21 protein-coding genes are annotated in these 18,073 nt (G+C 66.0%); 19 read left to right on the plus strand and 2 right to left on the minus strand.

Annotation, left to right across the window (positions count from 1 at the left end):
• Positions 1–86 precede the first annotated feature (86 nt).
• The 6 genes from fliD to AC0Z35_RS11075 are packed head-to-tail and all read left to right on the plus strand — an operon-like array spanning position 87 to position 4,833.
• Positions 87–1,475: a flagellar filament capping protein FliD gene (fliD, locus tag AC0Z35_RS11050; protein ID WP_046807465.1), complete on the plus strand. Its 1,389-nt coding sequence runs from the start codon at positions 87–89 to the stop codon at positions 1,473–1,475.
• A gap of 19 nt (positions 1,476–1,494) precedes the next feature.
• Positions 1,495–1,923 (plus strand): flagellar export chaperone FliS, encoded by a 429-nt coding sequence (fliS, locus tag AC0Z35_RS11055; protein ID WP_046807466.1) that lies wholly within the window; start codon positions 1,495–1,497, stop codon positions 1,921–1,923.
• Between the two features lie 47 nt (positions 1,924–1,970).
• Positions 1,971–2,327 (plus strand): flagellar protein FliT, encoded by a 357-nt coding sequence (locus tag AC0Z35_RS11060; protein ID WP_104145683.1) that lies wholly within the window; start codon positions 1,971–1,973, stop codon positions 2,325–2,327.
• Positions 2,324–3,667 carry a flagellar hook-length control protein FliK gene (gene fliK, locus AC0Z35_RS11065; RefSeq protein WP_485131965.1) on the plus strand — a complete coding sequence of 448 codons (1,344 nt, stop codon included), beginning with the start codon at positions 2,324–2,326 and terminating at the stop codon, positions 3,665–3,667. The genes AC0Z35_RS11060 and fliK overlap by 4 nt, the downstream gene beginning before the upstream one ends.
• Positions 3,667–4,008, plus strand: a complete 342-nt coding sequence (locus tag AC0Z35_RS11070) for an EscU/YscU/HrcU family type III secretion system export apparatus switch protein (protein WP_485131966.1) — start codon at positions 3,667–3,669, stop codon at positions 4,006–4,008. The genes fliK and AC0Z35_RS11070 overlap by 1 nt, the downstream gene beginning before the upstream one ends.
• Before the next feature lie 24 nt (positions 4,009–4,032).
• The gene (locus AC0Z35_RS11075; RefSeq protein ID WP_104145631.1) at positions 4,033–4,833 is read left to right on the plus strand and encodes a flagellar brake protein; all 801 of its coding nucleotides are present in this window, start codon (positions 4,033–4,035) and stop codon (positions 4,831–4,833) included.
• 97 nt (positions 4,834–4,930) lie between these two features.
• Here AC0Z35_RS11075 and fliE read toward each other — a convergent pair whose 3' ends face one another.
• Complete coding sequence (gene fliE / locus AC0Z35_RS11080; protein ID WP_046807469.1) at positions 4,931–5,263, minus strand: flagellar hook-basal body complex protein FliE; 333 nt, start codon at positions 5,261–5,263, stop codon at positions 4,931–4,933.
• A 320-nt stretch (positions 5,264–5,583) separates the two neighbouring features.
• On the opposite strand from fliE, the gene fliF reads away from it, so the two are divergent.
• The 13 genes from fliF (at position 5,584) to fliR (ending at position 16,965) form a co-directional block, all read left to right on the plus strand.
• Positions 5,584–7,263: a flagellar basal-body MS-ring/collar protein FliF gene (gene fliF, locus AC0Z35_RS11085; protein ID WP_219992260.1), complete on the plus strand. Its 1,680-nt coding sequence runs from the start codon at positions 5,584–5,586 to the stop codon at positions 7,261–7,263.
• Complete coding sequence (gene fliG / locus AC0Z35_RS11090; RefSeq protein WP_046807471.1) at positions 7,253–8,263, plus strand: flagellar motor switch protein FliG; 1,011 nt, start codon at positions 7,253–7,255, stop codon at positions 8,261–8,263. Before fliF ends, fliG begins: the two co-directional genes overlap by 11 nt.
• Positions 8,256–8,999 carry a flagellar assembly protein FliH gene (gene fliH, locus AC0Z35_RS11095; RefSeq protein WP_046807472.1) on the plus strand — a complete coding sequence of 248 codons (744 nt, stop codon included), beginning with the start codon at positions 8,256–8,258 and terminating at the stop codon, positions 8,997–8,999. The genes fliG and fliH overlap by 8 nt, the downstream gene beginning before the upstream one ends.
• A 62-nt stretch (positions 9,000–9,061) precedes the next feature.
• Entirely contained in the window at positions 9,062–10,495 is a 1,434-nt protein-coding gene (fliI, locus tag AC0Z35_RS11100) for a flagellar protein export ATPase FliI (RefSeq protein ID WP_485132135.1), read from the plus strand.
• Positions 10,488–10,937, plus strand: a complete 450-nt coding sequence (gene fliJ, locus AC0Z35_RS11105) for a flagellar export protein FliJ (RefSeq protein ID WP_046807473.1) — start codon at positions 10,488–10,490, stop codon at positions 10,935–10,937. Before fliI ends, fliJ begins: the two co-directional genes overlap by 8 nt.
• A 24-nt stretch (positions 10,938–10,961) precedes the next feature.
• Positions 10,962–12,344: a flagellar hook-length control protein FliK gene (locus AC0Z35_RS11110; protein WP_485131967.1), complete on the plus strand. Its 1,383-nt coding sequence runs from the start codon at positions 10,962–10,964 to the stop codon at positions 12,342–12,344.
• A gap of 170 nt (positions 12,345–12,514) precedes the next feature.
• Positions 12,515–13,132 carry a flagellar basal body-associated FliL family protein gene (locus AC0Z35_RS11115; protein WP_104145628.1) on the plus strand — a complete coding sequence of 206 codons (618 nt, stop codon included), beginning with the start codon at positions 12,515–12,517 and terminating at the stop codon, positions 13,130–13,132.
• Positions 13,133–13,134: 2 nt separating this feature from the next.
• Positions 13,135–14,142 carry a flagellar motor switch protein FliM gene (gene fliM / locus AC0Z35_RS11120; protein ID WP_485131968.1) on the plus strand — a complete coding sequence of 336 codons (1,008 nt, stop codon included), beginning with the start codon at positions 13,135–13,137 and terminating at the stop codon, positions 14,140–14,142.
• On the plus strand, positions 14,135–14,701 hold the full coding sequence (fliN, locus tag AC0Z35_RS11125; protein WP_046807477.1) for a flagellar motor switch protein FliN: 567 nt from the start codon (positions 14,135–14,137) through the stop codon (positions 14,699–14,701). Before fliM ends, fliN begins: the two co-directional genes overlap by 8 nt.
• A gap of 12 nt (positions 14,702–14,713) precedes the next feature.
• On the plus strand, positions 14,714–15,037 hold the full coding sequence (fliO, locus tag AC0Z35_RS11130; RefSeq protein WP_006219060.1) for a flagellar biosynthetic protein FliO: 324 nt from the start codon (positions 14,714–14,716) through the stop codon (positions 15,035–15,037).
• A gap of 27 nt (positions 15,038–15,064) precedes the next feature.
• Positions 15,065–15,856 carry a flagellar type III secretion system pore protein FliP gene (gene fliP / locus AC0Z35_RS11135; protein ID WP_082134665.1) on the plus strand — a complete coding sequence of 264 codons (792 nt, stop codon included), beginning with the start codon at positions 15,065–15,067 and terminating at the stop codon, positions 15,854–15,856.
• 16 nt (positions 15,857–15,872) lie between these two features.
• Positions 15,873–16,142, plus strand: coding sequence for a flagellar biosynthesis protein FliQ (gene fliQ / locus AC0Z35_RS11140; RefSeq protein WP_006219058.1), 270 nt, complete (start codon positions 15,873–15,875; stop codon positions 16,140–16,142).
• 34 nt (positions 16,143–16,176) lie between these two features.
• Positions 16,177–16,965 carry a flagellar biosynthetic protein FliR gene (fliR, locus tag AC0Z35_RS11145; RefSeq protein ID WP_046807478.1) on the plus strand — a complete coding sequence of 263 codons (789 nt, stop codon included), beginning with the start codon at positions 16,177–16,179 and terminating at the stop codon, positions 16,963–16,965.
• Positions 16,966–17,062: 97 nt separating this feature from the next.
• Here fliR and AC0Z35_RS11150 read toward each other — a convergent pair whose 3' ends face one another.
• Positions 17,063–18,013, minus strand: coding sequence for a T6SS immunity protein Tli4 family protein (locus AC0Z35_RS11150; RefSeq protein ID WP_485131969.1), 951 nt, complete (start codon positions 18,011–18,013; stop codon positions 17,063–17,065).
• Positions 18,014–18,073 lie beyond the last annotated feature (60 nt).

Below are 18,073 nucleotides of genomic sequence, written 5' to 3' on the forward strand. Positions count from 1 at the left end.
CGAATTAGGCCCGCCTTATGCCCTTACCCGGCCAATCGCCGGCATCATATTTTTGACAGAATCGCATCGCTAGGAAGGAATTTCACATGGCTTCTATTACCAACCTTGGGTCCGTGTCCGGCTTGCCGCTGGAAAAGATCCTGTCGGACCTGCAAGACGCCGAGACGAAAAAGCTGTCGGTCTACACGACCCGCGCCGAAAGCTACCAAACCCGTATCGACGCTTACTCGCAGCTGCAAAGCGCGTTGGAAGCCCTTCAGTCGTCTGCCGCCGTGCTGGGCAAGACCGAAACGATGGCTGCCATCAAGGGCAGCGTGACCGGCGGTTCCGCCCTGACGGCCACCGTGGCCGCGGAAGGCGCGGTGGCTGGCGAGTACACCATCGAAGTGAAAAACCTGGCGCGTGCCCAAAGCCTGCAATCGTCGGCCATTGCCGACCGCACGGCCCAGAACGGCGCCACCGGCACGTTTGAAATCGAACTGGCCGACGGCACCAAGCGTACCGTCGACCTGAAAGACGACACGTCGCTGAACGGGATCGTCAAAGCCATCAACGCCGATGACAAGACCGGCCTGCGCGCCACGGTCATCAACGACGGCAATGGCAACAACTTCCTGATGCTGACCGCGCGCGACACGGGCGAGAAGGCATCGGTCAAGTCCATTACCGTTAACGGCGACCAGTCGCTGAAAGACATCCTGACCTTCAGCACCGACGCCGGCGGCGTCACCAGCGGCATGACGGCCACCAAGGGCCAGGACGCCGAAGTCATCATCAACGGCATCCCGGTCAAGAGCGGTTCGAACAACATTTCGACCGCCATCGACGGCATCACGTTGAACCTGGCTGAAAAGACGGACGCCGACAAGCCGATCACGCTGAAGCTGGAAGCCGACACCTCGGTCGCCAGCAAGGCCGTGCAGGACTTCGTCACCAAGTACAAGACGCTGCAAACCACGATCAAGAACCTGACGTCGTTCGACGCCAAGGCCGCCACCAACCAGCCGCTGACCGGCGACGGTACGACGCGTTCGATCCAATCCGCCCTGTCCGGCGCGCTGCAAGGCGTCTTGGGCAACGGCACGCTGAAATCGCTGGCCGACCTGGGCATCACCACGGATGCCACCGCCCGCGAATTGAAGCTGGACACGACCAAGCTGACCAAGGCCCTGACGGAAAACCCGGCAGACGTCACCAAGCTGCTGACCGGCGAAAACGGCCTGGCCAAGAACATCGACGCCGCCCTCAAGGACGTGCTGGGTTCGACGGGTTCGCTCAAGACGCGCCAGGACGGCTTGGCCAAGTCCATCACTGCCGTGGATGCGCAGAAGGCACGCGCCAAGGCGTCCAGCGACGCTGAAATCGAACGGATGCGCTCGCAGTTTGTTGCGCTGGACACCTTCTACATGAAGATGCAAAGCACAGGCGCGTACCTGACCCAGCAGTTTGAGGCAATGAATAAGTCCAACAAGTAACTTATAGAAGATGCATTAAATGACGTATGCCGCCCGACGGCCCTCAGGGTCTTATTCTGTTCGTTCCTACGCCGATATCGGTCTGGAAACGCAAGTCCTGGGCGCAAGCCCGGAGCGGCTGATCACCCTGCTGTATCTGGGTGCGCGGGCGGCCATCGGGCAGGCACGTATCCATTTGAACGAAGGCCGGATCGCCGAGCGCGGCGCCGCCATCTCGAAAGCGATCAAGATCGTCGATGAAGGTCTGAAGACGGGGCTTAATATGGAGGCCGGCGGCGATATCGCCGCCAACCTCGCCCTGCTGTACGACTACATCATCCGCACGCTGCTGACGGCGAACCTGAAGGCGGATGCCGAACAGCTGGATATTGCCGACCGCCTGCTGGCCGACCTGGCCGAGGCCTGGCAGACTTCCATCGACCGGCCTGCCGGCGGCATGGAGCCGTAATGGCCAGAACCATGTCCCTAGCCAGCCTGCGCACGCCCGAGATTTCCATGACGTCCCTTACCCAGTCCCCTCCCTCCATCCTGGAAAACTACCAGGAGATTGCTGACATCACGGGGGAAATGCTTTCCGCCGCCAAGGCCGGCGACTGGGACCTGGCCATGGTTCACGGCCAGCAATACTGCGAACGCGTCGAACGCCTGCGTCAGACCGAACAAAAGGCGCCGCTGGACGAAGCCACGCGCGCCATGAAGTACGACCTGCTGGTGCGCATCCTGGAAAACGACGCGCTGACGCGTGATCTGGCCATTCCTCAACTGGCCCGCCTGGGCGAACTGCTGGGGCGCATGAAGCGCCAGCAGACGCTGCTGTCGGCCTACGGATACCAGCAGGCGCCTGAAGAATGAGCGTCGGTCCCGCCGCACTCGGTAACGTCCTGGTGCAGCGGTTGGACGCCGTGCTTGGCACGACGATGTCCGCCGCGAATGCCAACCAGGTTTCAGGCGCCCGGCCGGACGCCGTCAGCCAGCCTGGCGGCCCGGAAAAGCCCGGGTCGTCGGACGGGTCCACCCGCGATCCCCGGCAAGGCATACAAACTGGCGGCGCCCGAGGCGACCGCCAGAATACCGTTGTCGACGCCAAGACCGCCGCCGCACTGGCGCTGGCCGCGCGCGGGCTGGTCACCAGCAGCGACACCACCGCGTCCGCGCCGACCACGCTGGGCACCACCGCCCGCACGATTCTTGCCTTGCTGGCGCAATTTCCGGAGGCCGCGCCCGCCGTCCAGGGACGCGCCCCGCTGTGGAACGCCAATGGCGGCGCGGCGGAGCAAGCCCCCGCCCAAGCGGGATCCCAACCCGCGCCCGCGAACGGCCAGGCCGCCCAGCCCGGACAAGCCGCGCAGACGCTGCCGGGCGCCCCGCAGACGGGCGCTGCCACGAACACAGCCGCCCCCTCCGCCGCGACGTCCGGCGCCGATGCGGCCGCCGGCACCAAGGCCACCCGCCCCGCCGGCCACGCCGACACGGCCGCCACGCGCGGCGCCGACGCCGCGGCCCATGCCGCGCTTGCCGCCGGGGGCCCGTCGGCACGCCTGCTGGGACAGGCGCTGCGCCAGGCCTTGCAGACCAGCGGACTGTTCTACGAATCGCACCTGACCGACATGGTGTTCGGCCGCACCAACCCGGACGCGCTGCAAAAAGAGCCCCAGGCCAACCTGACCAAAGACCCCGCCCAGCAGAACGCGACGCTGGCGCGCAACCGCGCCGATGCGCCCGCCGCCAACCGCGCGGCCGGCGGCGGCGACGCGGCAACGGGCACCGGATCCTCGACCAGCCCGGCTTCCGGCACCCCCATAGCCGGCATCCACCAGGACCTGACCGTGCTGGTGCGCCAACAGCTGGACGTGCTGGCCAACCAGTCGCTGACCTGGCAAGGCGAAGCCTGGCCCGGCACGCCGATGGAATGGGAAGTAGAACGCGACCCCTACGGCGGCGACCCGGATTCGGCCACGCCCACCTGGGCCACGCGCTTGAAGCTGGACCTGCCGCGCCTGGGGCTGGTGGACGCCCGCCTGAACCTGGCAGGCGACCAGATCGTCCTGCAACTGGTCGCGCCGCTGGCCGCCGGTGAAATCAACGATGCGTCCGACCAGCTGCGCTCGCGCCTGTTGGCCGCCGGCCTGACGCTGAGCAACCTGGCGGTCAGCGTGACGGACCCGCGCCCCGTCATCCCGACCGACTTCTGATGAGCAACATCTCCTATTCCGAGGACGGCGGCCAAAATGGTGGCCCCAATGCCGGCCCCAACGCCAACCGCAATGCCGCCGTCGCCATTTCCTACGACGACAAGGACGGCGCGCCCCGCGTGGTGGCCAAGGGCTACGGCCAGCTTGCCGACACCATCGTGCGCGCCGCCGAGGAAAACGGCCTGTATGTGCATGAGTCCCGGGAATTGGTCGGCTTGCTCATGCAAGTGGATCTGGACGCACATATTCCTCCCCAACTGTACGTAGCGGTGGCAGAATTGCTGGCCTGGCTGTATCGCCTGGAATCGCGCGAGCTTCCCCAAGCGGCGCCGCCCGCCTGACCCCACTTTCTAAGGACCACCATCGTGTTGGAAGCCAGCGACCCGGAATTCCTGCTGACCCGGCCGGAAGACATGCGTTCCGCCCTGTTCGAGCTGACGCACCCCGACAGCCACATCCTGGTGCGCGACGCCGCCGACCGCGAGATGGCGGTGCTGGTGCTGGGCGCCGACAAGCAGACGCGCCAGTTCTTCTGGCGGCCCCGGGACTACGCCGGCGCCGACTTCGAACAGTCGGACAGCATGGGGTTGTTAAGCGGCACGACGTTCCACTTCCACGCCACCGCCTATGGCGGCGTGCAGATCCGCTTTCGCGTGCAGCGCCCCGAGGTTATTCATTTCGATGACGGCAGCGCGGCGTTGATGTCACCGTTTCCCGATCGCCTGGCCCGCATCCAGCGACGCAAGATGTTCCGCGCCTCGCTGGTTACCGGCGCGGGGCAATGCCAGGCCACGTGGCTGCCCGAACCCAAGGCCCGCCCCTTTAGCTTCACCGTGCGCGATATTTCCGTTGACGGCGTGGGCCTGCGCGCCGGGCTGGCCGTGCCCGCCCTGCCCGAGCGCGGCACCGTCATGGAAGACGTGCAGCTGGACTTCGGCGATCTGGGCAAGCTCAGCGCCAACCTGGAAGTGCGCAACGTCTACCCGATTTCCGGCCAGCCGATGGTCCAGCCCGACAGCCCGGACGAAGCGCCGCGGCATTTGTCGCTGACCGGCGAACCGCCGATGAGCCACGTGGGCGCGGTGTTCCTGAACCTGGACGCGCGCCAGGAAAACTGGCTGCAAAAAGTGGTGTGGCGTCTGGAGAAAGGCGCGCAGCGCAACTGACCCGGCAGCCCCGCGCCAAAAAGCAAAAAGGCCTTTCCAGTGGAAAGGCCTTTTCAAATCGACGCCGCCGTTAGACGACTTACCCGGCTTACCCGTCTTACACGGCCATCGACGAGATTTCCTTGTAGGCCGCAACCAGCTTGTTGCGCACCTGCACCGCCGTCTGAAAGCCAAGGCTGGCTTTCTGCATGTCGATGATCACATCGTTGAGCGAAATATCGGGCGCGCCCATTTCAAAGGCCTTCGCCTGCGCCGACGAGGCATTCTGCGCCGACGTCACGCGGCGGATCGAGCGCTGCAACTCGGCGGCAAAACCGTCGGGCTGGCCGACCGATTCTCCGGCGGCCAGATTGCCGGTTTCCGCCTTGCTCACGACGGTGCGCATCTGCTGGAGCATGCTTTCGATGCCGTTCAAGCCTGATACAGCCATTACCTGATTCCTTGCTGGTGGGGCGATTCGCCAATGTTGCCGCAAAGCGTACCGCCGATCGCGCGCACCCATAGCGATTAAAAACCGCCAAAAACCCCGACATTTCAACGAATGCCCATAGCCGGGGCCGGATCCGCCCATTCGCTATCGACATAGAGGATAAGTAACGCCAAAAACCGGCTGTTTTCATCGATTGGGATTGTCGACCCAACGGCAATAATCCAGGCTCTCCCCAGACCAGAAGCACGTTGCATGTGTAATCTGCCCTACCCAGACATGAAGTCCTTTTCCTTGCGCCGCGCAGCCAGCGGGAGCCGTCGATGAATCAGCAGGCCACTCTGAGTTCGTCGCTGCTGGCGAAGTTCCCTGTGCTGGAAAAGGTCCGCGCACTGCCCAAGCCCGTCTTGCTTGGCGCGGCGGCCGCCGTCGTCGCGCTGATCATCGCCGCGGTGATGTGGAGCAGCGAGCCCAAGTACAAGGTCCTGTTCTCGAACCTGGACGACCGCGACGGCGGTGCCATCGTTACGGCCCTGGGCACCATGAACGTGCCCTACCGCTACAACGAGACGGGCACTGCGCTGCTGGTACCGGCCGACCGCGTCTACGACGCCCGGCTGCAACTGGCGTCGCAAGGCTTGCCGCGCGGCGGTTCCGTCGGCTTCGAGCTGATGGACAACGCCCGCTTCGGCGCCAGCCAGTTCGCGGAACAGATCAACTACCAGCGCGGTCTGGAAGGCGAGCTGGCCCGTTCGATCGAAGCCATGAATACCGTGCAGCACGCCCGCGTGCACCTGGCCATGCCGCGCCAGTCGCTGTTCGTGCGTGAACGCCAGGCGCCCACCGCGTCCGTGCTGCTGAATGTCTACCCGGGCCGCAGCCTGAGCGACGCGCAGGTCTCGGCGATTTCGTGGCTGGTGGCTTCCAGCGTGCCCGAGCTGACCGCCGAGAACGTCTCCATCGTCGATCAGAACGGCCGCCTGCTGTCCGCGCCGCTGGGCGAAGGACGCGGCATGGACGCCGACCAGATGCGCTTCGTGCGCGAAATGGAACAGCGCACCGTCGAACGCATTCTGACGATCCTGAACCCCTTGGTCGGCCCCGGCAACGTGCACGCGCAAGCCAGCGCCGACGTGGACTTCGCCCGCCGCGAAGAAACCTCCGAGGTCTACCGCCCGAACCAGGAACCTGGCCAGGCCGCCGTGCGCAGCCAGCAAACCAGCGATTCCACCCAGCGCGGCGTCAGCCCCGCTCAGGGCGTGCCGGGTGCATTGTCGAACCAGGCGCCTCCCAACGCGCAAGCGCCGCTGGCCAACCCGCCCGCGCAGCAGCCGCCGCGCCCGGGCCAGCCGCCCGCCGCGGCCGGCGCCCAGCAACAGCAGCAACAACAACAGCAGACCGGCACCCAGGCGGCCACGGCCAACCTGAACGAGCGCCGCGACGCCACCACCAACTATGAAGTGGACCGCACCATCAGCCACATCAAGCAGCCGGTGGGCAACCTGAAGCGCCTGTCGGTGGCTGTGGTGGTGAACTACATCCGCGACAAGGACGGCGAGCCGCAAGCCCTGCCGCCCGAAGAACTGAACAAGCTGACCAACCTGGTTCGTGAAGCCATGGGCTATTCCGAAACGCGTGGCGACTCGCTGAACCTGGTCAACAGCCAGTTCAACGATGGCCCGCCGCCGCTGCCGATGTGGCGCGATCCGGAAATGATTGCCCTGTTCAAGACGATCCTGGCGTGGCTGGTGGGTCTGGTGGTTGCGTTCTGGCTGTATCGCAAGATTCGCCGCTCGGTCACCGAGTACCTGTACCCGCCGGTGGATCCGGAAATGGCTGAAGCCGAGCGTCAGGAAGCCGCTCGCGAGGCCCAGGACGCCGCCCGCAGCAAGGAACTCAGCCGTTACGAAGACAACCTGGAACGCGCCCGCACGATGGCCAACAAGGATCCGCGCGCCGTCGCGATGGTTCTGCGCACCTGGATGAGCAAAGATGAAAAATGATTCCACTCCGATGGACGGCATGACGCGCAGCGCCGTCCTGATGATGTCGCTGGGCGAAGACGCCGCAGCCGAGGTCTTCAAGTACCTGAGCGCGCGTGAAGTGCAGCAGGTGGGCGGCGCGATGGCCAGCCTGAAGCAGGTCACGCGCAACGACGTGGCCGTGGTGCTGGAAGAATTCCGCCAGGAAGCCGACCAGTTCATGGCCGTCACCCTGGGCTCGGACGACTACATCCGCAGCGTGCTGACCAAGGCGCTGGGCAGCGACCGCGCGGCCGGCCTGATCGAAGACATTCTGGAAGCTGGCGACGGCGGCAGCGGCATCGACGCGCTGAACTGGCTGGATCCGAACACCGTGGCCGAACTGATCGGCGACGAACATCCCCAGATCATCGCAACCATCCTGGTGCACCTGGAGCGCGACCGCGCGGCCGGCGTGCTGGCCTTGTTGACCGACCGCCTGCGCAACGACGTCATGCTGCGCATCGCCACGTTTGGCGGCGTGCAGCCGGCTGCCCTGTCCGAACTGACCGAAGTGCTCAATTCCGTGCTGGCCGGCCAAGGCGCCAAGCGCAGCAAGATGGGCGGCGTGCGCACCGCGGCCGAGATCCTGAACATGATGAATTCCTCGGACGAGGAAACCGTCGTGGCCAGCCTGCGCGAACGCGACAACGACCTGGCGCAAAAGATCATCGACGAGATGTTCGTGTTCGACAACCTGCTGGACGTCGAAGACCGCGCCATCCAGCTCATCCTCAAGGAAATCGACAACGACACGCTCATGGTCGCGCTCAAGGGTGCCCAGGAAGAGCTGCGCGCGAAGTTCCTGCGCAACATGTCCAGCCGTGCCGCCGAAATGCTGCGCGAGGACCTGGAAGCGCAAGGCCCGATCCGCATGTCGAAGGTGGAAGGCGAGCAGAAGAAAATCCTGCAAATCGCCCGCCGCCTGGCCGAGAGCGGCCAGATCGTGCTGGGCAATTCCGGAGACGACGCGTATGTCTGAAGCGGACAACGGCGCGACGACGCTCATCTCGCGCAGTGCCGCCTGGCGGCGCTGGCAGATGCTGTCGTTCGACGAGCCGGCGACCGTCGAAGCGGAGCCCGAACCGGAACCCGATCCCGGTCCGGACCCCGCGGTAGTGATGGCGCAGCTGCGCGCCCAGGCCATGGCCGAAGGTCGCGAGGAAGGCTACGCGCAGGGCCATGCGGCCGGCGTTGAAGCCGGCCAGCAGGCGGGCCACGAAGCAGGGTACGCCGCGGGCCGCGAAGCGGGTTACGCCGAAGGGCTGGCCCAGGCGCGCCAGCAAGGCGCGGAGGAAGCGCAGCGCTTGAACGCGCTGGTGCAAGCCTGCGCCGCGTCCGTGGGCGCGCTGGAAGAAAAGATGGGCCAGAGCCTGCTGACGCTGGCGCTGGACATTGCGCAGCAGGTCGTGCGCACCACCCTGTCCGAACAACCCGACACCGTGATTGCCGCCGTGCGCGATGTGCTGCACATCAACCCGTCGGCCGGCGGCCAGATGCGATTGTGGGCCAACCCCGAAGACATCGAGCTGATCCGCCTGCACCTGGCGGACGAACTGAAAGAAGGCCATTGGCGCGTGCTGGCCGATGAGTCCATCGCGCGCGGCGGCTGCCGTGCCGAAACGCCTTTTGGCGATATCGACGCCACCTTGCAAACCCGCTGGCGCCGCGTGGCGGCCTCGCTGGGCCGCAACGTGTCGTGGGAGGACCCGGCGTGAACGGCGATCAGGCTTCGGCGCAGACCGCCCAACCCACCGTGCCCGCGACCTCCGCGAGCACGGTGCCGGTGCTGGACCGCTGGAAGACGCAGCTTGAGATCGGTTCGATCCGCGCGGCGTCCACCGACCCCTGGCTGGTCAGCGGCAAGATCACCCGCGCCACCGGTCTGGTGCTGCATGCCACCGGCCTGCGCCTGCCCGTGGGCGCGGCCGCCCGCATTGAAATCGCGCGCGGCCACGATCACTGGGCCGATGCCGAAGTGGTGGGCTTTGATGGCCACACCCTGTACCTGATGCCGCAAGCCGATATTTCCGGCCTGCCGCCCGGCGCGCGCGTCGTGCCCGGCGAGCCGCCCGTGCAACGCGCAATTCCGCTGCCGCGCAAGGCCGAATTGAATGGCAATGCCAAGCCGCAGCTGGGACGCCACCTGCCCGTGGGCAACGCGCTGCTGGGCCGCGTGCTGGACGGCGCGGGCCGCCCGCTGGACGGGCTGGGCCCGCTGACCGGCGCCGAACTCGCGCCCTTGTCCGCGCTGCCCATCAACCCCTTGTCGCGCGCGCCGATCGACACCGTGCTGGACACGGGCGTGCGCGCCATCAACGGTTTGTTGACGGTGGGACGCGGCCAGCGCATGGGCCTGTTCGCCGGTTCGGGCGTGGGTAAATCCGTGTTGCTGGGCATGATGGCCCGCTACACCAAGGCCGACGTCATCGTCGTGGGCCTGATCGGCGAACGCGGCCGCGAAGTCAAGGAATTCATCGAACACAACTTGGGCCCCGAGGGCCTGGCGCGCTCGGTCGTCGTGGCCGCGCCCGCCGACGTGTCCGCGCTGCTGCGCCTGCAAGGCGCGGCCTATGCCACCCGCCTGGCCGAGCATTTTCGCGATCAGGGGCTGGACGTCTTGCTGATCATGGATTCGCTCACGCGCTACGCCATGGCCCAACGCGAAATCGCGCTGGCCATCGGCGAGCCGCCCGCGACCAGGGGCTACCCGCCGTCGGTGTTCGCCAAGCTGCCGATGCTGGTCGAACGCGCCGGCATGGGTGCACCGGGGCCGTCCGGCAAGGCCGGTTCCATCACCGCGTTCTACACGGTGTTGGCCGAAGGCGACGACCAGCAAGACCCCATCGCCGATTCGGCCCGTGCCATTTTGGACGGCCACGTAGTGCTGTCGCGCCATCTGGCCGAAGCCGGCCACTACCCCGCCATCGATATCGAGGCGTCGATCTCGCGCGCCATGACGTCGCTGATCACGCCGCAGCAATTCGCCGTGGTGCGTCGCTTCAAGCAGAACCTGTCGCGCTACCAGCGCAACCGCGACCTGATCGCGGTGGGCGCCTACGCGGCGGGCAACGATCCGCAGCTGGACGAAGCCATCGCCCGCTATCCGCGCCTGGAAGCCTTCTTGCAGCAAGACATCGGCGAGAACATCGGCTACGACGAAGCCGTCAACCAGTTGCGCGCCAGTTTCGAGTTAAGGGACACCTATGCCTAGCCAATTGCCCTTGGACATGTTGATCAACCTGGCCAAGGAAAGCACGGACGAAGCCGCGCGCCTGTTGGGCCGCCTCAGCGCCGAACGCACCAACGCCGAGCGCCAGCTGGGTATGTTGAGCGACTATCGCCAGGACTACCTGGAACGTCTGCAACAGGCCATGACGACCGGCATGTCGGCCAGCGATTGCCACAACTACCAGCGCTTTATCGGCACCCTGGACGACGCCATCGGCCAGCAGCAGGCGGTGTTGCGCCAGGCCGATGACAACCTGGCCAAGGGCCGCCAGTACTGGCAACAGGAAAAGCGCAAGCTCAGCTCGTACGACGCCCTGGCGCAGCGCGAACTGCGCGCGCAGGCCGTCGTGGAATCGCGCCGCGAACAACGCGCCAATGATGAATATTCCGCCCGCCTGGTCCAGCGCCAGGCCGGGATGCATTAAGCAATACCTAACAGGAAGCCCCAGATGACCGCTCCCCTGCCCTTGCCCACCGTCGCGCCTTTTGCGCCCACGTCCATCGCCGACGCGCTGGGTGCCAAGTCCGCACCCGCGAACAAGAAAGGCCCGAGCTTTTCCGACGTGCTGGCCCAGCAGCGCCCGAAGCCGTCCGCCGATTCGCGCCCCGCAAACAACGGCGCCAAAACGCCCGCCAAGAATGCAAACGCCGGTGACGCCGGCAACGACGCCGCCGGCAAGGCCGAATCGGCCGCCTCGGGCGCCATCGATGAAGCCGTAAAGACCGCCACGTCGGCCGAAGCCGGCGCGCTGGCCGTGGCCGCCGCGCAGCAGCCGGTTGCCGCGCTGCCGCAGCAAACGCTGGAACTGGCGGCGCAGGCCGCCGAACAGGTGCAGCTGGCACGCGGCACCGCCGAGTCCGCCGCCACCGCGATGAGCAACGGCGCAGCCATCCTGACCGCCGCGCTGACCGCCGCCGATGCACCCGCCACCCCGCGCACGCCGGTTGCCGCCACCGCCGTCCAGGCCGAAGCTGCTCTTGCCACCGCCGCGCGCGACGCCCAGGCCGCGCAACCCATCCTGACCAGCGCCGTCAAACCGGGCAGCGCCGTGCCCCCGGCAGCGGACGCCGCGCCGGCCGCCAAGCCCGCCGCGCCCACCACGGCCAAGGCCGATGCGCCGCGTCTGGCGCCCGAGATCCCCTTGCCGCGCGTGGCGCGCGACACGCACGCCGCTGCCGCCGAGCACACGACGACGTTGCCCGCCCACACCGAAGAGGAATTGACGGCAGCCCTGAATAGCACCGCGCAGCAATTCCAGGCGCCGCAACATGGCGCCACGCCGCAGGACAACCTGGCCCAGGCGCTTGCCGCCGCCAGCCAGCGCCAGGCCGCGCCGGTCGTGAACCAGGCCGCCATCGCCCCGCCGGCCGTACCGCTGGTGATGCAGGTCGCCACGCCCGTTGGCGGCACGCATTGGGGCACCGAGCTGGGCCAGCAGGTCGTCATGATGAGCACCAACGCGCGCCAGGGCATGCAGACCGCCGAGTTGCGCCTGGACCCGCCCGACCTGGGCCCCTTGCGCGTCAGCCTGAACCTGTCGGATGGCGTGGCCAGCGCGTCGTTCGTGTCGGCGCATGCCTCCGTGCGCCAGGCCATCGAAACCGCGATCCCGCAACTGCAACAGGCGCTGGCGCAAGCCGGTATCTCGCTGGGCCAGACCAGCGTGGGCGAACAGGCCGCGCAGCAGGAATTCGCACAGCAACAAGGCAATGGCGGATCGCATCGGCAGTCGGGCAATGGATCGGCGGTTGCCGAGGCATCGGCCGATATCGCCGCGCCCACCGTGACGGTGTCGCGCAACGCCAACGCACTGGTCGACACCTTTGCCTGATAAACACGCGGCCCGCGACCGGCAACGGAAGCGGGCGGTGCAGCAATAGCTTGAGATACGCGGCTTTCGCCCTGTTTTTCGCCTCCAAGGCGAGACGCACTTTGGGGCAGAATGCTTTCATCCACTAAGAATCCGTTTTCACCAGCGGCTTAATACGCATCGAAACCGAGATGGCGACTACCAAACCTATTACCGCGCCGTCGGGCGCCAAGAAATCCGGCGGCATCGGCGTCCTTCGCCTGCTGCTGGGCCTTCTGGTCCTGCTCATCGTTGCAGGCGCCAGCGCCGGCGCAACCTGGTTCATCACGCAGCGCATGCAGCAACCGCCCGCCGGCGCTGCCGTGCAATTGGGCGTGGGCCAGGTGCCCGGCGGCCAGCCCGGCCAACCCGGCCAGCCGGGTCAGCCCGGCCAAGGCCCGCAAGCCACCCCGACCACGTTTGTTGCGCCGCCCGCCGGCCCCATCGCCGTGCCCGCGCCGATCTTCGTGCCCATCGAAGCATTCACCGTCACGCTGCAAAACGCCGACACCGAACGCATCATGCACGTGGGCCTGACCCTGCGCGTCAGCGACGAGCAGACCCGCACGCGCCTGGAAAAGTACATGCCTGAAGTGCGCAGCCGCATCCTGATGGTGCTGTCGTCGCAATCGCCCACCGGCGTGCAGACCCAGCAAGGCAAGACCGACATGGCCAACGCGATCAAGGTCGCGGTCAACCGTCCGTTCTCGCCGTTGCCCGACGGCCAGTATGTCACCGACGTACTGTTCACGGCGTTCGTGGTGCAATAAGCATGGCCTACGAGGCATTTCTTTCGCAGGACGAAGTCGATGCGCTGCTTGCCGGCGTTACCGGCGAGAGCGATAGCAAGTCGGCGGCCCCGAACTCCAATGATGGCGCGCGTGCCTACGACCTGAGCTCGCCCGAGCGCGTCGTGCGCCGCCGCATGCAAACGCTGGAGCTCATCAACGAACGCTTTGCGCGGCATATGCGCAACGTGCTGTTGAACTTCATGCGCCGCAGCGCCGACATTACCGTCGGCTCGATCAAGATCCAGAAGTACGCGGACTTTGAACGCAACCTGCCCGTGCCCAGCAATCTGAACATGATTCAGATGAAGCCGCTGCGTGGCACGGCACTGTTCACGTATGACCCGAACCTGGTGTTCCTGGTTATCGACAGCCTGTTCGGTGGCGATGGCCGCTACCACACGCGCGTCGAAGGCCGGGACTTCACCACGACCGAGCAGCGCATCATCCGGCGCCTGCTCAACCTGACCCTGGAAAGCTACGGCAAGTCCTGGGACCCCGTCTATCCGATCGAATTCGAGTACGTGCGCTCGGAGATGCACACCAAGTTCGCCAGCATCACCGGCAACAATGAAGTGGTGGTCGTCACCTCGTTCCATATCGAATTCGGCGCGACCGGCGGCGACCTGAACATCTGCCTGCCCTATTCCATGATCGAGCCGGTGCGCGATCTGCTGACGCGGCCGCTGCAGGAAACCACGCTGGAAGAAGTTGACCAGCGCTGGTCGCAGCAGCTGTCGCGCCAGGTGCGCAGCGCCGATATCGACGTGGTGGCGGAATTTGCGCGCATCCCGTCCTCGATCCGCGAACTGATGAATTTGAAGGTGGGCGACGTCCTTCCCGTGGACGTGCCCGAGACCATCATTGCCAATGTGGATGGCGTGCCGCTGATGGAATGCGGCTACGGCGTCTTCAACGGCCAGTACGCGCTACGCGTACAGAACATGTTTACCTACGATACCGATTCAAACGAGGCCCCCGACCATGACTGACAAGAACGAGCCTGGCTCCGGCTCGTCCCCGGCCGACGACTGGGCCGACGCGCTCGCCGAACAATCCCGCGCCAACCCGCCCACGCAAGCCGACGGCTTAAAGCCGCAGGACGACTGGGCGGCCGCGATGGCTGAACAAACCGCCTCGGCGCCCGCTCCCGCTGCTGCGGCACCGGCGCCCGCGCCGGCACCGGCTGCTCCCGCACCGGCCGCTGCCCCCGCTGCCCCCGCCGCGCAATCGGCGGCGCAGTCGGTGTTCAAGCCGCTGGCCGGCGCCACAAGCGGCACCGGTACCGACATCGACCTGATCATGGACGTTCCCGTCCAGTTGACGGTTGAACTGGGACGCACCCGCCTGACCATCAAGAACCTGCTCCAGCTGGGCCAGGGTTCCGTGGTCGAGCTGGACGGCCTGGCCGGCGAGCCGATGGACATCTTCGTGAACGGCTACCTCATCGCCCAAGGCGAAGTCGTGGTTGTGGAAGACAAGTACGGCATCCGCCTGACCGACATCATCACCCCGTCCGAGCGGATCAACCGCTTGAACAACCGCCGCTAGCAGCCCGGCGCCATGACTGAATCCGCCCTGCTGCGCGTCATCATCGGCCTGGTGCTGGTGGTGGCCGCCATCCTGGTATCGGCCTGGCTGGCGCGGCGGGCCGGATTGACCCAGCGCGGCGGCGGCAACCTGCTCAAGCAAGTGGCCAGCCTGCCCGTTGGGGCGCGCCAGAGCATCGTCGTCGTTGAAATCGACAACACCTGGCTGGTGGTGGGCGTAGGCCCGAACCAGCTCACCACGCTGCATACCCTGCCCGCCGGCCAGATGCCGGAGGGTTCGCCCTTGCCCGCCGCGGCCTTCGCGGCCAAGCTGGGCCAGGCGCTCAAGCGCCGCTAGCGCGACACGCGCATCTTTGCGACACCCATGAGCTTTCTCTCTCGCACGACACTCCTGCCTGCTCGCCCGCGCGCGCTGCCCCTGCTGGCCGCCGCCGCGGTGCTGGGCCTGGCCTTCTTTCCCGCCGGAGTCGTCGCCCAGGCCACCCTGCCCGCCCTGACGGCCACCCCCGGCCCCAACGGCTCGGAGACGTATTCGCTCAGCATGCAGACGATGCTGCTGATGACGTCCTTGTCGTTCCTGCCGGCCGCCTTGCTGATGATGACGGGCTTCACCCGCATCATCATCGTGCTGGGCCTGTTGCGTAGCGCGATGGGCACGGCGATGTCGCCGCCCAACCATGTGCTGATCGGGCTGGCGCTGTTCCTGACCTTCTATACGATGTCGCCGGTGTTCGACAAGATCTACGCCGACGCCTACAAGCCCTTGTCCGAAGGGTCAATCCAGTTCGAGACCGCCGTGGAACGCGCCGCCGGTCCGCTGCGTACGTTCATGCTGCACCAGACCCGCGAAAACGATCTGTCGCTGTTCGCCAACCTGGCCAAGCAGCCCGCGCTGGAAGACCCATCGCAGGTGCCCTTGCGCATCCTGGTGCCCGCCTTCATCACCAGTGAATTGAAGACGGCGTTCCAGATCGGCTTCACGATCTTCATCCCGTTCCTGATCATCGACCTGGTGGTGGCCAGCGTGCTGATGGCGCTGGGCATGATGATGGTGCCGCCCGTGACCGTGGCGCTGCCGTTCAAGCTGATGCTGTTCGTGCTGGCCGATGGCTGGAACCTGCTGATGGGCTCTCTGGCCCAGAGCTTCTACCAATAACGCCGGAGCAATCGCCATGACCGCGGAAACCGTCATGACCATGGCCTACCAGGCGATGAAGATCGTCCTGGCGATGGCCGGCCCGCTGCTGCTGGTGGTGCTGGTGGTGGGCCTGGTCATCAGCATCTTCCAGGCCGCCACGCAGATCAACGAAATGACGCTGTCGTTCATTCCGAAGCTGCTGGCCATGTGCGGCGTGCTGGTGCTGCTGGGCCCGTGGCTCATCGGCGTCATGGTCGACTACATCCGGCAGCTGATCGGCCAGATTCCCATGCTGGTGTCCTGAGCGGCCCGCGCCGCCCGGCCCCGGACGTCTCCCCATGATCGCCTTCACGCTCGAACAGCTCAACGGCTGGATCGGCCAGTTTCTCTGGCCCTTCGTGCGTATCCTGGCGCTGATCGGCACCGCGCCGCTGTTCTCGGAATCCGCCGTTCCCGTCAAGGTGAAGGTCGGCCTGTCTTTCGTGCTGGCCGTGGCGGTAAGCCCCGCGCTGGACCCCATGCCGCCGATCTCACCGGGCTCGTATGCCGGGCTGTGGATGGTGATGCAGCAGGTGCTGATCGGCATCGCCATGGGCTTCACGATGCGCATCGTGTTCGCCGCCGTGCAGACGGCCGGCGAATTCGTCGGCCTGCAAATGGGCTTGTCGTTCGCCTCGTTCTTCGACCCCAGCGCCGGTGCCAACACCGCTGTGCTGTCGCGCCTGTTCAACATGGTGGCCATGCTGACCTTCCTGGCCCTGGACGGCCACCTGCTGGTGCTGGCCGCCCTGGTGCGATCCTTCGACACGCTGCCGGTAGCGGCGATCCAGCTGCACCAGAACGGCTGGGGCGTCGTGGTGGAATGGGGCAAGACCGTCTTCGTCTCCGGCCTGCTGCTGGCACTGCCGCTGATTTGCGCGCTGCTGACCATCAACCTGGCGATGGGCATCCTGAACCGCGCCGCCCAGCAACTGTCCGTGTTCTCGGTCGGCTTTCCGGTCACGCTCATCATCGGCGTCACCGTGCTGACGGTGGTGCTTCCCCACGCGGGACCGTTCCTGGAAACGCTATTCGAATCCGGGTTGGGCGCAATGAGCCGCGTGGTGGATGCGTTGGCGGGCCGGTAGGGCCTTGACCCTGTGATGCTGGCGGGTTGGTAGGACTGCGCCGCGCCGTCGCACTTCCAGATGCCAGGCCAGGGGCAAGGCGTACCGGACGCCGCCGTCACCCCGTGCTCGCATTGCCCTGGCTTGACGAGGCGCCCGCCGCGCCGGGACGCAAGCGAATGGATTCGACGATCGCGTCCCATAACGCCACGGCCTCCGCGTCCGATGCAAACGCGGGCGGTGGCGGGTTGCCTTGGTTGTCGCGGTTGCGCTCCAGGACGCCCAGTTGTGCGGCTAGATTCGGCTCGGTGATCGAGTCATCCTTGCCTTGCGATTCCCAGGTAAAGGAGTAAAGCCGCTGTCCTTCCTGGCTGCCCGCCGTGGCGTATTCCTCGGCCTGGATCGGGCCAACGTTGCGCTCGCCTTTGCGCAAGGTGGTCATGCCCGCGACTAGCTTGGCAACGCCCATCAGGAAGCCGCCCATCCTTTCCAGCAAGCGGTTTTCTTCGGCGCCAGTGCTGGAGCGGAATAGAAATTGCGCGCCGGGATGGTTGGGAAAGGTCACGCCCACCTCGAAGTCTTCGACTTGGAATGCGCTGCCGGCGATGAAGGCGCCGTCGATGCAGAAGCCGGGGTCGGTCGGAATTTCCAGCGGTTGGCGTGAACGCAGGTTGCTGGTCCAGTTTCTTACGTACCCAAAAGTCATCTCTTCGCGATCGGGCGATACAAGATGCTCCAACCGCAAAATCCGTCCCGCCGGCTGCGCCACCGCATAGGTCTCAAGGCGATAGGCCTCCAAACTGTAGTCCGCGTACCAGGAAGAGAGTCCCATCGCGTCGGGACCGAAGGCTATGCGACGTAAGAACAAACTGCCGTTACTCTTTTGATGCGGCTGTGCCTTGAGATCACGCTCTCTTGCAGCAAGGACCTCGCCAAGTGCAGAAGCCCGTTCTGTCATCCACTTCAGCGGGTCACCCCACAGCCTGTAACTGGGTCTGATAACTGCATTCGCAGGAAGGTCGACCACATACCGACCAAAGCAGTGAGTGTTCCATCCTTCTTTGTTCACGGTGGAGCTCCGAGATGGAGTCGGGAAAGCGGAGCAACCGGACAGCGCCAGGGAAGCCGC

Source organism: Achromobacter sp. 1L-A-4-B-C2 (assembly GCF_057291955.1).

Excerpts from the sequence above, each read along its gene's own strand:
- fliD (WP_046807465.1), top strand. The coding sequence starts at position 87 with ATGGCTTCTATTACCAACCTTGGGTCCGTGTCCGGCTTGCCGCTGGAA.
- fliS (WP_046807466.1), top strand. The coding sequence starts at position 1,495 with ATGACGTATGCCGCCCGACGGCCCTCAGGGTCTTATTCTGTTCGTTCC.
- AC0Z35_RS11060 (WP_104145683.1), top strand. The coding sequence starts at position 1,971 with ATGACGTCCCTTACCCAGTCCCCTCCCTCCATCCTGGAAAACTACCAG.
- fliK (WP_485131965.1), top strand. The coding sequence starts at position 2,324 with ATGAGCGTCGGTCCCGCCGCACTCGGTAACGTCCTGGTGCAGCGGTTG.
- AC0Z35_RS11070 (WP_485131966.1), top strand. The coding sequence starts at position 3,667 with ATGAGCAACATCTCCTATTCCGAGGACGGCGGCCAAAATGGTGGCCCC.
- fliE (WP_046807469.1), bottom strand. The coding sequence starts at position 5,263 with ATGGCTGTATCAGGCTTGAACGGCATCGAAAGCATGCTCCAGCAGATG.
- fliF (WP_219992260.1), top strand. The coding sequence starts at position 5,584 with ATGAATCAGCAGGCCACTCTGAGTTCGTCGCTGCTGGCGAAGTTCCCT.
- fliG (WP_046807471.1), top strand. The coding sequence starts at position 7,253 with ATGAAAAATGATTCCACTCCGATGGACGGCATGACGCGCAGCGCCGTC.
- fliH (WP_046807472.1), top strand. The coding sequence starts at position 8,256 with ATGTCTGAAGCGGACAACGGCGCGACGACGCTCATCTCGCGCAGTGCC.
- fliJ (WP_046807473.1), top strand. The coding sequence starts at position 10,488 with ATGCCTAGCCAATTGCCCTTGGACATGTTGATCAACCTGGCCAAGGAA.
- AC0Z35_RS11110 (WP_485131967.1), top strand. The coding sequence starts at position 10,962 with ATGACCGCTCCCCTGCCCTTGCCCACCGTCGCGCCTTTTGCGCCCACG.
- AC0Z35_RS11115 (WP_104145628.1), top strand. The coding sequence starts at position 12,515 with ATGGCGACTACCAAACCTATTACCGCGCCGTCGGGCGCCAAGAAATCC.
- fliM (WP_485131968.1), top strand. The coding sequence starts at position 13,135 with ATGGCCTACGAGGCATTTCTTTCGCAGGACGAAGTCGATGCGCTGCTT.
- fliN (WP_046807477.1), top strand. The coding sequence starts at position 14,135 with ATGACTGACAAGAACGAGCCTGGCTCCGGCTCGTCCCCGGCCGACGAC.
- fliO (WP_006219060.1), top strand. The coding sequence starts at position 14,714 with ATGACTGAATCCGCCCTGCTGCGCGTCATCATCGGCCTGGTGCTGGTG.
- fliP (WP_082134665.1), top strand. The coding sequence starts at position 15,065 with ATGAGCTTTCTCTCTCGCACGACACTCCTGCCTGCTCGCCCGCGCGCG.
- fliQ (WP_006219058.1), top strand. The coding sequence starts at position 15,873 with ATGACCGCGGAAACCGTCATGACCATGGCCTACCAGGCGATGAAGATC.
- fliR (WP_046807478.1), top strand. The coding sequence starts at position 16,177 with ATGATCGCCTTCACGCTCGAACAGCTCAACGGCTGGATCGGCCAGTTT.